The sequence below is a fragment of the Pseudomonas sp. ADAK2 genome, from assembly GCF_012935755.1.
Lineage (GTDB): Bacteria > Pseudomonadota > Gammaproteobacteria > Pseudomonadales > Pseudomonadaceae > Aquipseudomonas.
On sequence record NZ_CP052862.1, the window covers coordinates 6,396,185 to 6,408,409 of the forward strand.

A 12,225-nucleotide genomic window follows, 5' to 3' on the forward strand; every position below is an offset into this window, starting at 1 on the left:
TCAGATTCCTTGTTCACTGAGCCACAGGTTCAGTGCCGCCAATTGCCACAGCTTGGAGCCGCGCAACGGGGTCAACTGGCCTTGCGGATCGGTCAGCAGGCGGTCGAGCATGGCCGGGTTGAACAGGCCGCGATCCTGGCTGGGATCGAGCAGCAGTTCGCGTACCCAGTTCAGCGTATCGCCCTGCAAATGCTTGAGGCCGGGCACCGGGAAGTAGCCCTTTTTGCGGTCGATCACTTCGCTTGGAATGACCAGTCGTGCGGCTTCTTTCAGCACTTGTTTACCGCCATCCGGCAGTTTGAATTTGCCCGGCACCCGGGCCGAGAGTTCTACCAGGCGATAGTCGAGAAACGGCGTGCGCGCTTCCAGGCCCCAGGCCATGGTCATGTTGTCGACGCGTTTGACCGGGTCGTCCACCAGCATGATCGTGCTGTCCAGACGCAGGGCTTTATCGACAGCAGCATCGGCGCCTGGCTGTGCGAAATGTTCCTTCACGAAGTCGCCGGCAGCGTCATTCGCGGTCAGCCATTTCGGCTGCACGGTGGCGGCGTAGTCTTCGTAGCTGCGGTCGAAAAACGCATCGCGATACGCCGCGTACGGATCGGCCGCGCCGTCGACTTGCGGATACCAGTGATAACCGGCGAACAACTCATCCGCGCCTTGGCCGCTCTGCACCACTTTGCAGTGCTTGGCCACTTCACGGGACAACAGATAAAAGGCAATGCAGTCATGGCTGACCATCGGTTCGCTCATGGCGCGAAACGCCGCGGGCAGTTGCTCGATAATCTCGCTTTCCTGAATGCGCAGTTGATGGTGCTGCGTGCCGTAATGCTTGGCGATCAGGTCCGAATACTGGAACTCGTCGCCGCGCTCGCCGCCGGCGTCCTGGAAACCGATGGAAAAGGTTGACAGGTTCTCCACACCGACTTCACGCAACAGCCCGACCAGCATGCTCGAATCGACACCGCCCGAAAGCAGTACACCGACATCGACAGCGGCCCGTTGACGGATGGCGACGGCATCGCGGGTGCTGTCGAGCACGCGGTCGCGCCAGTCTTCCAGGGTCAGGTTCAGCTCATCGGCGTGGGGACCGTAGGGCAGGGTCCACCAGGTTTTCTGCTCGGTGCTGCCATCCGCCTCGATGCGCATCCAGGTCGCGGGCGGCAGTTTTTCGATGCCGGCGATCAAAGTGCGCGGGGCCGGGACCACCGCGTGGAAATTCAGGTAGTGATTGAGCGCCACCGGGTCGAGCATCGGGCTGATGTCGCCGCCCTTGAGCAGTGCCGGCAAGGCCGAGGCAAAGCGCAGGCGCTGACCGGTGCGCGACAGGTACAACGGTTTCACGCCGAGCCGGTCACGGGCGATGAACAGGCGCTTGGCGTCACGTTCCCAAATGGCGAACGCGAACATGCCGTTGAGCTTGGGCAGCAACGCTTCGCCCCAGGCGTGATAGCCCTTGAGCAGCACTTCGGTGTCGCCGCCGGAATAGAAGGCATAACCGAGCGCTTCAAGCTCGGTGCGCAACTCCGGGAAGTTATAGATCGCGCCGTTGAACGCCAGGGACAAGCCCAGTTGGTTGTCGATCATCGGCTGCGCCGAGCCGTCCGACAGGTCCATGATTTTCAGGCGACGATGGCCCAGGGCAATCGGCCCTTGGCTGTGAAAACCCCACGCATCCGGGCCACGAGGGGCCAGGTGATGGGTGATTCGTTCAACGGCCGCGAGGTCCGCAGGTTGATGATCAAAGCGTAACTCGCCAGCTAATCCGCACATAAAGTCCTTACCGGTTTTTCCGTTGGGGAGGGTCAATCGATACCGCGCCAAAACAGCGGGTACTCTGAAACTGACCTGCTGGATTGGCGGGAGTTTTAGATCGATCGGTTATAAGTAGCGGGGCGGGGGTGTTGCCGATGGCATGCACAACGGTCGGTGCGCCGGGTGGTAGATAGATATATGAAGCATGCGAGTTACTGTTTGAACCAGGGCTTGAAGCCACCAGTTTTCCTGTTTTTTTTCCGGGCACGGAGCCGATACGTTAAGGGCTTCTGATCCGCGATAAGGAACATTGCTGATGCTGACCCCGCAAGCGCCGGTGCCGGTGCGCCGGCCATTGAGTCAAACCGAAACCCTCGCCGCACTGCTCCAGGCCACGGGCGACCTGGATACCGCCGAGACCTTGCAGCAGGCTCTTCCCGCCTGGTTGCTCAAAGGTTCGTCCGGGGTGCTTTCGGCACTCGACACCGATGCACGGCAGTTGCTGGCCTATCAGCAAAAAGTCGATGGACTGATGCAAAAGCTGCAGCCCATGGACACCTTTTGTGCGACGCACCTGTCGGCGGCCCTGAGCAAAAAATGGGCGATCGCCTTCGATGTCGAACACGATGCGCTGGTGCTTCCCGGTGTCGATTGTGGTTGCACAGGCACACCTACTGAAACTCCAGGGGTAGAGGCTGTCCCGTCGATCAGGCGCAGTCTGCTCCAGGCAGCCATGCAAAACTTCACCACCGATGAAACGATACCCGCCGGGTTTCCTGTTGGAAGCTTCCTGAGTGTGGCGTCGAGTCCGAAAGGGCTGCCGGGGATGACCCCGCAGGCATTTGCCACGCTTTGCCGTGAACTCGATCTGGGCAAGCGCTATCAGGATCATCTGCGTGATGTATTCAACTTGTCGGCGACCGCGGACGGTCTGACTAATGACTTGAAATGGCTCAAGGTCATGAAGTTGAAGGTAGACGCGCACCTGGCCTTTCTCAAACAGCACATTACTGAAGCCGCCTATAAAACCCTGCTGACGCTCAACACTCATAGCGGCACAGGCAGCGAGACGGGGATCCAGAAGATTGTCCACGGTACGGAGCCGCTGATCGTCCAGGGCATGGAGCTGTTCCAGACCTGCGTGTGGGGAGTCGTGGTGTTTTCCAAGCGTTCGGTCGAGACGTACCCGACCGAGTGGTGCGTGGTGTATATGCCCAACGAGCCTGACCGGCCACTTTATGAATACAACACCTTTGCCGAGTTCAAGCTGTATTTGGGCCTGAACTTGAAGGTGAAAAGCTACAAGGACTATTTCGCTCACGGGATTGACGAGGACAGTAAGCTCGAGTTCTTCAAGTCGGTCGAACAGTCGAGCAACCTGGACACGTTCAAGGCGTTGCCGATCAACCTGCCGCTGTTTCAATTCATGATCCAGAGTTCCCTCGGCAAGCTGCAAATCGATGCCCGAGAGGTTGCGGTGCCCACGGCTGATGTCGATGAAGAGACACGCAAGAAGCGTCTGGAAAACTACTTGGAGCTGGGCCTGACCGTGGCCAATGTCGCGGCGTTTTTTGTGCCGGTGCTGGGGCAGTTGATGATCGGCGTGACGGTCGGGCAGCTCTTGGGCGAGGTGTACGACGGCGTCCAGGACTGGCGGCATGGCGATAGAGAGGAGGCGCTTTCCCACCTGCTCAGCGTCGCGGAAAACATCGCCTTGCTGGGCGCTTTTGCCGTCGGTGGCAAGGTGGCGGGTTCACTGGTCAGGAAAACCGTGCGCGAGCATCCGGAATTCTTCAGCCAGTTCGAGGCCATGATCAGCCACGGCAAACCACGTCTGTGGAAGAGCGACGTGGGGCGATACAAACGGCCCTTGAGCATTCTGGGGCCGCAAACGGCTGTCGATGCCGAAGGGATTTACCGGGTGAACGCCAAGCCGCATATCCGGATTGACGAGGGGCTCTACGAGATTCACTACGACACCGGGATAAAGACTTGGCGGGTCCGCCATCCCGCCCGCGCCGATGGCTATTCCCCGACCCTGGAACACAACGGCCAGGGCGGCTGGCGGTTGTCGTTCGAGCAACCGCAGCAATGGCAGCAGGGCAGCTACGCATTGCGACGTCTCGATCCGCAATTGGCAGCGGTGGACCTCAGACGAGTAGAGAAACTGCGCCAGGTCACCGGCACTTCAATCAGCCAGTTGCATCAGCTCCACGAAACGAATCAGCGGCTGCCGGCGCGGGTGAAAGATAGTGTTGTAGGCTTTGGCCTGGATCAGCGGATCGATGACTGTATCGCCGCCCTGGAAAAGGGCGATCCACGCAGCGCCGTTCATGCACCGGAGCATCTGCAGACCTTGCCCTCGATGCCCGGCTGGCCGGCCGGTCGTTACATCCGGGTCCTGGATGCGGAGAAAAAAGTCACTGCGGTGTACCCGAAAACCGCACTCGTCACCGCCGAGGATCTGGCCGTGGACGTCACGGCCGAGCACTTGCGCCAAGGCGACCTGTTCAAGGCGGTGGTGGAGGGTCTGTACCAACGCGAAGTGGATGCCTTGCTCGGTGGCAGGTCAGTGACCGAGCCTGAGCGCGATGCTTTGGCAAAGAAGCTGGCGACGGCATTGAAGTCGGATCGCAAGCCACTGTTCAACCATTTGTATGAAGCTCACGACACCAGCGCTGGCGGTGATGTGGCGATCATGAGAACGGCGTTTGCCCGGTTGCCGGTCGGCGTAGCCCAGGAATTGCTCGATCAGGCCAGCAGCATCGAACGATTGCGTTTGCGGGCGAACCAACGCGTGCCCATGGGCCTGGCGCAAAAATCCCGTGAGGCCATGGAGGATGTGCGGCTGGACAGGGCCATCAGCGGTCTCTATCTGCCACAGATTGCCGGCGCCGACAGCGAGAAGCTGGCGCTGGCGTTGCTGGCTCGTTTGCCCGGATGGGACAGCACGCTGTTGCTGGAAATGCGTGAAGGTTCGGTGGCAGGCAAGGTGCTGCACAGCGTCGGGCCGAAGGGCAGTGCGGCACGGCGCATCATCGTCAAGTCCGCGGCGGGTTTTGAGGCCTTCGGCAGCGATGGCAAATCCTTGGCCAACGCCAGCCAAGGCCCCGACGGGATCTACCGGGCCATGCTGCACGCGATTCCCGAAACGCAGCGCACCGCCATGGGGTTCGCCAGTGCCTTGCCGGAACAGGCCGGGCGCTTGCGCGATCGATTGCTCGCCGAAGCGATCGTGGAGCGAGCAGTGGCTGCCCGATTACTGACGGACCAGCCTTTGATCGATGCTTCGGCGCAAATGTCGTGCGTGCTGGCGGACCCGCCAGCACCTGCGGTCGCTCATCCAAGAGCGCTGATACGCAAGGTGCAAAAACTTTATCCACTGATGTCGGATGCTCAGGCCAGCACGTTCCTCGATGGCCTGGGTGCGGATCATCTGGCCAGGGCAACCCAGGTCAAGCAGCGTCAGCAGCAATGGCTGACGTTACGCGCATTGCTCAAGACCTGGCGCAGCAATGACGCTGAAATGCGCAAGCTGCCGGGGGATCTGGGGGAATACCAGCAAAGCCGTCGGCAAGTGGCCGATGCCATCGAAAACAGTTGGCGCCGCCTGGTGCTGATGCGCGATGAACAGGGTGTCAGCGTACCGGGCTTGACGCTGGACGGCATGCAGGTCGGCAAGCTTGCGACAATACCGGCCGATATCGACTTCAGCCATGTGCGGCGTTTGTCGTTGAAGAACATGGGACAGGGCAATGAACTGGCTTACTTCCTTAAAAGCTTCAAGGCATTGGAGTCGCTGGAACTGGATGGCAACAAGCTGACCCTGCTCCCGGAAATACTGTCGTTGATGCCCGACCTCAAGCAATTGAGCCTGGCGGACAATCAGCTATGGCTCAGTGAGTACACCTTGGTGAAACTGGCGTCGATGCGCAGGTTGCAGGTATTGAACCTGAGCAAGAACCCCCTCGGGGCGACGCCGGATGTCAGCAAAATGTTTGATCTGCGCCTGTTGTCACTGCGCGATACCCGTGCCACCGAGCTTCCCAAAGGATTGGCCCATTTGCCCAATCTGGACCATGTGGACTTGCGTAACAACGACATCACCACTTTGCCGGAATGGCTGTTCAGCGTCCGCAAGCATTTCAGCGAAACCCTCAATCTGCGACACAATCCCTTGGCCGCGATAAGTCGCGTCAAGCTCAAGGCATACCGCGACAGCGTCGGAGTGGGCATGGGGTACCTGGAAGACGACATCGCCCGGTTGAACGAACAGGAAGCGAAAAAACTCTGGTTGCCGGAAGAAACCAGCGTCACCTCTACCCGTCGCGGCGAGATCTGGACGGCACTCAAGGATGATCCTGGCGCTGATGGCCTGTTCCAGTTGCTCGCCGAACTGGGCAATACCGCCGACTCCGAGCACGTGCGTGAAGACCTGACGCAACGGGTCTGGTCGGTGTTGGAGCAGGCCGAAGGCAACACCACGTTACGTGAGCAGATATTTGACCTGGCGGCGAACCCGATCAATTGCACCGACTCGGCAGCGCTGAACTTCAGCCACCTGGAAGTCGCGGTGGAGATCGACAAGGTAACCCGCCCGTTTGGCTCGGCGCAGTCTGCCGCAGCGCCTTTGTTGAAGCTGGGCAAAGGCCTGTTCCGACTCGATCAGCTGGATCAGATTGCCCAGACCCATATCACCAACAACCCGACAGCAGACCCGCTGGAAGTCAGCCTGGCTTACCGAACCGGGCTGGCCGAAGCCTTTGAGTTACCCGGCCAACCCCGACACATGCGCTATGCCTCCCTCAGTGGGGTGACCGCCAGTGACCTTACAAGGGCGCAGAACGCGGTGACCGCTGCCGAATTGTCGCCGCAGTTGCTCAAGTTCCTGGCGCAGCGACCGTTCTGGAGCGACTACCTGAAGCGCTATTACCCGAGCCAGTTTTCCAAGGTCAATGACCCGCTTCAGGTGCGGATGCAGAAGGTGTTCGATCAGCGCGAAAGCCTGACGGATGCCGATTACCGCCAACAACTCGATGTGATCAAGGATGAGCAAGTGGCGGGCGAGAACACGGTTCTGGAGCGTTTGACCCGGGACGCCTTGAAGCTCGCCGAGCAGGGTGTTTGCGCCGTTCCCGAGATGTGACCGGTTCAGGTCCCGCGGATCAACCGGCGCAAGGCAAAACGGTTGGGGTGGCAGGCTTCTGCCACGCTGCGCGGCAGCGGCAACGGTTCGTTATCCAGCCAGGCGGCCAGCAACTCCCCGGACAGTGGCGCGGTGATCAAGCCCCGTGAGCCGTGGCCGCTGTTGACGTACAAACCTTCGAGCCAAGGGCACGGGGCGTCCGGGACTTGCCGGGCGTCTTTGCTCAGGGCGGCATAGGCCCGGTTGAACGCCTGGCCATCGGCGAGCGGCCCGACGATAGGCAAGTAGTCGGGGCTGGTGCAACGGAACGCCGCGCGGCCTTGCAGGTGTTCGGCGTCCAGTTGGTCGGCGTGCAGGCGAGTGACCAGGTCGCTGGAAATTTCTTCCAGCAATTGCAGGTTGCCCATGTGCTCGGCGGTAGTCGGCGTCAGATCGTCGCTGTTGAAATCGAAGCTGGCGCCCAGGGTGTGTTCGCCCAGGCGTGCCGGTGCAACATAACCTTCGGCACAGACCACCGTGGCCAGGCTCTGGCTTTCGGTGGTCTGCGCCAGGCGGGTGATTTGCCCACGAATACGTTTGAGCGGCAGATCGGCACTTTGCGCGAAACGTTTGATCTCGGCGGCGCCGGCCAGCACGACAACCGGGGCGCTGGCGAGCAAGGTGTCGCCGTCCCAGGCTTGCCACTGGTCATCGACCTTGCGCAGCGCCAGTACATCGCGATGGGTCAGCAATTGAATGTTGGGTTGCGAAGCCTGCCACTGGCACAACGCGGGAGGATGAACCCAGCCACCCTCGGGATAGAACAACCCGCCATGGGCCAGGGCAATGCCGGCCCGCGCCTCGGCTTGCGGTTGATCCAGCACGTGCAGCAAGTCCGCAGGAAACGCTGCCGCCAGTTGCGCTTGACGCTCGGCTTCCTTGGCATTGAACGCCAGTTGCAGCACGCCGCAGCCGTCCCAGTCGACACCGCGATGCAACTGTTCGATCACCCGCCGGGTATGGCCGAAACCGCTGACGATCAGTTGCGATAACGCCGTGCCGTGGGCCGATAGTTTCAGGTACAGCACGCCTTGCGGATTGCCCGAAGCTTCCTGGGCGATGTCGGCATGCCGCTCCAGCAAACTGACCTGCCACCCCCGCGCCGCGAGGCTGGCCGCACTGGCGCAACCGGCCAGGCCAGCGCCGATCACCAGGGCGCGGCGCTCTCCCTTATGTGGCGCAGGGCGAACGAACCAAGGCTTGGCCGGCGTCGGCGCCGCCACCTCGGCTGGCCAGCCAATAAAAGCACCGCGCAGGATTTCCCATTTGTGGCCGATGCCCGGCGTGCGCTTCATCTTGAAGCCCGCGGCGTTGAGCAGCCGACGCACCCAACCGGTGCTGGTAAAGGTGCTGATGGTCGAATCCGGAGCGGCCAGACGCGCCAGTTCGGCGAACAGCTCGGCGGTCCACATGTCGGGGTTTTTCGCCGGGGCGAAACCGTCGAGAAACCACGCATCGATCTGCGCATCAAGTTGCGGCAATTGTTCCAGCGCATCGCCGATCAGCAACGTCAGGGTGACCCGGCCGTTATCCAGCACCAGCCGTTGAAAGCCTTGATGGATCGCCACGTACTGGGCCAGCAATTGATCGGCGAATGGCTTGAGTTCCGGCCACAACGCCAGCGCCCGTTGCAGGTCCTGGGCGGTCAACGGGTACTTTTCCACGCTGACAAAATGCAGTCGCGCACCGGCCACCGCCTGCGCTTCGAACAGTTGCCAGGCACAGAGGAAATTCAACCCGGTGCCGAAACCGGTCTCGCCAATCACCAGTCGACCGTCGGCGGGCAACGCGGCAAAGCGCTCCTTCAGGCGGTTTTGTTCGATGAACACATAGCGGGTTTCCTCCAGCCCGGACAAGTCGGAAAAATACACATCATCGAACACCCGCGAATACGGGCGTCCCTGGTCGTCCCAGTCGAGCTGGGCGTTGGGCAATTCAGGGTTCATGGCAGGCTCGGCAACGGCAAGGCGGGCATTCTATCCGATCAGGGCTCCGTTGCTTGATCCATGGCAATGTCCAGAGCAAGTCGGTCAGGGAAAATCCGCAGCCGGTTTTTTGTGACGAACTTCTGCGCTGACCACTGGCCCAATCCGCTAGTCTTGCTCAATCTTGGAACGGAGCCGCCCATGTTCGAATCTGCCGAAATCGGTCACGCCATCGACAAAGAAACCTATGACGCCGAAGTGCCGGCCCTGCGCGAGGCCCTGCTTGAAGCGCAATTCGAACTTCAGCAGCAGCAACGCTTCCCGGTGATCATTCTGATCAATGGCATCGAAGGCGCCGGCAAGGGCGAGACGGTCAAGTTGCTCAACGAATGGATGGACCCGCGCCTGATCGAGGTGCGCACTTTCGACCAGCAAAGCGATGAAGAATTGGCGCGGCCACCGGCCTGGCGCTACTGGCGGATGCTCCCGGCCAAGGGACGCATGGGGATTTTCTTCGGCAACTGGTACAGCCAGATGCTGCAAGGGCGAGTCCATGGCTTGTTCAAGGACGCGGTGCTGGATCAGGCGATCAACCAGTCCGAGCGTTTCGAAAAAATGCTCTGCGACGAAGGCGCGCTGATCTTCAAGTTCTGGTTCCACCTCTCCAAGAAGCAAATGAAGGCGCGGCTCAAGGCGCTCGCCGACGACCCGTTGCACAGCTGGCGCATCAGCCCGTTGGACTGGCAGCAATCTGAAACCTACGACAAATTTGTGAAGTACGGTGAGCGCGTGTTGCGTCGCACCAGCCGTGACTACGCGCCGTGGCATGTGATCGAAGGCGTGGATCCGCATTACCGTTCATTGGTGGTCGGCCAGATCCTGCTCGAAGGCCTGCAAAACGCGCTCAAGCGTCCCAAGATCCATCCCGACAAGGTCAATGCCGCGCCGCTGCCTATTCATGTCGATCAATTGAACCTGCTCGACAGCCTGGATTTGACCCAACGCCTGGACAAGGACGATTACGAAGAGCAGTTGATCACCGAGCAGGCGCGCTTCTCCGGCCTGATGCGCGACAAACGCATGCGCCAGCACGCCCTGGTGGCGGTGTTCGAAGGCAATGATGCGGCGGGCAAGGGCGGGGCGATTCGCCGGGTCGCGGCGGCGCTCGATCCACGCCAATACAGCATCGTGCCGATTGCCGCACCGACCGAAGAGGAGCGGGCGCAACCGTACCTGTGGCGTTTCTGGCGGCACCTTCCGGCCAAGGGCAAATTCACCGTGTTCGACCGTTCCTGGTACGGCCGGGTACTGGTGGAGCGCATCGAAGGTTTCTGCCCACCGACGGATTGGCTTCGGGCGTACAGCGAGATCAACGATTTCGAAGAACAGATTTCCGAATCGAACGTCATCGTGGTCAAGTTCTGGCTGGCCATCGACAAGCAGACCCAATTGGAACGTTTCCAGTCCCGGGAAGAAATCCCCTTCAAACGTTTCAAGATTACCGAAGATGACTGGCGCAACCGCGACAAGTGGGACGCTTACCGCGCCGCCGTCGGTGACATGGTCGATCGCACCAGCACCGAGATCTCGCCCTGGACCCTGGTGGAAGCCAATGACAAGCGCTGGGCGCGGGTGAAAGTGTTGCGCACGATCAACCGGGCGCTGGAAGAAGCGTTTGAAAAGGCCGACAAGAAGGCCAAGAAGCACAAGAAGTAGAACGATGGTTACGCATACGCGAGGTGAATGATTGTCGCGGTCGGTAATGGGGTGGACTTATGCTCGATCCACTCCCAACCGACAACAACAATGAGGTATGCCATGCGTGAAGTGGTGATCGTCGACAGCGTACGGACCGGCCTGGCCAAATCCTTTCGCGGTAAATTCAATCAGACCCGTCCGGACGACATGGCGGCTCACTGCGTCAATGCGCTGCTCACGCGCAACGACATCGACCCGGCCAGTGTCGAGGATTGCATTGTCGGCGCCGGCTCCAACGAGGGCGCCCAGGGCTACAACATCGGGCGCAACGTCGCGGTGCTCTCTCACCTGGGCATCGGCACCGCCGGCATGACCCTCAACCGTTTTTGCTCCTCGGGCCTGCAAGCCATTGCGATTGCCGCGAACCAGATTGCCTCGGGTTGCAGCGACATCATCGTCGCCGGTGGCGTCGAGTCCATCAGCCTGACCATGAAAAGCGTCAACACCGACAACCTGATCAACCCGTTGCTAAAGGAACAGGTGCCGGGCATCTACTTCCCGATGGGCCAGACCGCCGAAATCGTCGCCCGCCGCTACAACGTCAGTCGGGAAGAACAGGATCTGTACGCATTGCAGAGTCAGCAACGCACGGCCCAGGCCCAGGCCGCCGGCTTGTTTGACGATGAAATCGTGCCGATGGCGGTCAAGTACCGGGTCGAAGACAAGGCCACCGGCCAGATTCAGATCCTCGACGGCGTGGTCGATCACGACGACTGCAACCGCCCGGACACCACTCTGCAAAGCCTCGCCGGCTTGAAACCGGTGTTCGCCGAGGACGGTTCGGTGACGGCCGGTAACTCGTCGCAGTTGTCGGATGGCGCGTCGATGACCCTGGTGATGAGCCTGGAGAAAGCGCTGGAGTTGGGTTTGAAGCCGAAAGCATTCTTCCGTGGGTTCACCGTGGCCGGTTGCGCGCCGGATGAAATGGGCATCGGCCCGGTGTTCTCGGTGCCGAAGTTGCTCAAGGCCAAGGGTTTGCAGATCGCCGATATCGACTTGTGGGAACTCAACGAAGCGTTCGCCTCCCAATGCCTGTACAGCCGTAATCGACTGGAAATTGATAACGCGAAGTACAACGTCAATGGCGGGTCGATTTCCATTGGTCACCCGTTTGGCATGACCGGGTCGCGGCAGGTGGGGCATATCGTGCGTGAGTTGCAGCGGCGCAACTTGCGTTATGGCGTGGTGACCATGTGCGTGGGGGGCGGGATGGGGGCTACGGGGTTGTTTGAGGCGGTGCGTTAAGCCGCGAGATCTGTAGCGACTGTTAAATTGCTTTCGCGGGCAAGCCTCGCTCCTACAGGTTTTTCGGTGTTCCCATCATCGGCGAACGACACACATCCTGTAGGAGCGAGGCTTGCCCGCGAATGGGGCGACGCGTTCTACCGGTTTCGAGTCTGAAGCTGCATCCGCTCGATATACGCCTGAATCTCCCGCGCCGCCGATTCCGGATTATCAAACGGCCCTTCGAGAGTGTTTTCCCGGGTGCTGAAGTACAACTCCCCATTCACACGACACATCCGGTCACTGCGAAAGTGTGTAGCGGGGGCGTTGTCCTGGGCGCGCATGCCGTACATGTCGATCTCCTGAGGGTCGGGGCCT

The 12,225-nt window shown here is 60.5% G+C and carries 6 protein-coding genes; 3 read left to right on the top strand and 3 right to left on the bottom strand.

Features of this window, described 5'->3' with window-relative positions:
• Positions 1-1,773, bottom strand: coding sequence for an N-acetylglutaminylglutamine amidotransferase (locus HKK52_RS29465; protein WP_169373662.1), 1,773 nt, complete (start codon positions 1,771-1,773; stop codon positions 1-3).
• Between the two features lie 298 nt (positions 1,774-2,071).
• Here HKK52_RS29465 and HKK52_RS29470 point away from each other — a divergent pair, with 298 nt between their 5' ends.
• Positions 2,072-6,901: an NEL-type E3 ubiquitin ligase domain-containing protein gene (locus HKK52_RS29470; protein ID WP_169373663.1), complete on the top strand. Its 4,830-nt coding sequence runs from the start codon at positions 2,072-2,074 to the stop codon at positions 6,899-6,901.
• Between the two features lie 5 nt (positions 6,902-6,906).
• Here HKK52_RS29470 and mnmC read toward each other — a convergent pair whose 3' ends face one another.
• Entirely contained in the window at positions 6,907-8,886 is a 1,980-nt protein-coding gene (mnmC, locus tag HKK52_RS29475; RefSeq protein ID WP_169373664.1) for a bifunctional tRNA (5-methylaminomethyl-2-thiouridine)(34)-methyltransferase MnmD/FAD-dependent 5-carboxymethylaminomethyl-2-thiouridine(34) oxidoreductase MnmC, read from the bottom strand.
• A 180-nt stretch (positions 8,887-9,066) separates the two neighbouring features.
• On the opposite strand from mnmC, the gene pap reads away from it, so the two are divergent.
• Positions 9,067-10,581 (top strand): polyphosphate:AMP phosphotransferase, encoded by a 1,515-nt coding sequence (gene pap / locus HKK52_RS29480; RefSeq protein ID WP_169373665.1) that lies wholly within the window; start codon positions 9,067-9,069, stop codon positions 10,579-10,581.
• A gap of 102 nt (positions 10,582-10,683) precedes the next feature.
• Positions 10,684-11,868 (top strand): thiolase family protein, encoded by a 1,185-nt coding sequence (locus tag HKK52_RS29485; RefSeq protein ID WP_169373666.1) that lies wholly within the window; start codon positions 10,684-10,686, stop codon positions 11,866-11,868.
• Positions 11,869-12,005: 137 nt separating this feature from the next.
• On the opposite strand, the gene HKK52_RS32710 is transcribed toward HKK52_RS29485, so the two are convergent.
• Positions 12,006-12,200, bottom strand: coding sequence for a DUF6316 family protein (locus tag HKK52_RS32710; protein WP_169373667.1), 195 nt, complete (start codon positions 12,198-12,200; stop codon positions 12,006-12,008).
• Between the last annotated feature and the right edge of the window lie 25 nt (positions 12,201-12,225).

Bases quoted from the DNA above. Each gene is read 5' to 3' on its own strand.
- HKK52_RS29465 (WP_169373662.1), bottom strand. From the start codon at position 1,773: ATGTGCGGATTAGCTGGCGAGTTACGCTTTGATCATCAACCTGCGGAC.
- HKK52_RS29470 (WP_169373663.1), top strand. From the start codon at position 2,072: ATGCTGACCCCGCAAGCGCCGGTGCCGGTGCGCCGGCCATTGAGTCAA.
- mnmC (WP_169373664.1), bottom strand. From the start codon at position 8,886: ATGAACCCTGAATTGCCCAACGCCCAGCTCGACTGGGACGACCAGGGA.
- pap (WP_169373665.1), top strand. From the start codon at position 9,067: ATGTTCGAATCTGCCGAAATCGGTCACGCCATCGACAAAGAAACCTAT.
- HKK52_RS29485 (WP_169373666.1), top strand. From the start codon at position 10,684: ATGCGTGAAGTGGTGATCGTCGACAGCGTACGGACCGGCCTGGCCAAA.
- HKK52_RS32710 (WP_169373667.1), bottom strand. From the start codon at position 12,200: ATGTACGGCATGCGCGCCCAGGACAACGCCCCCGCTACACACTTTCGC.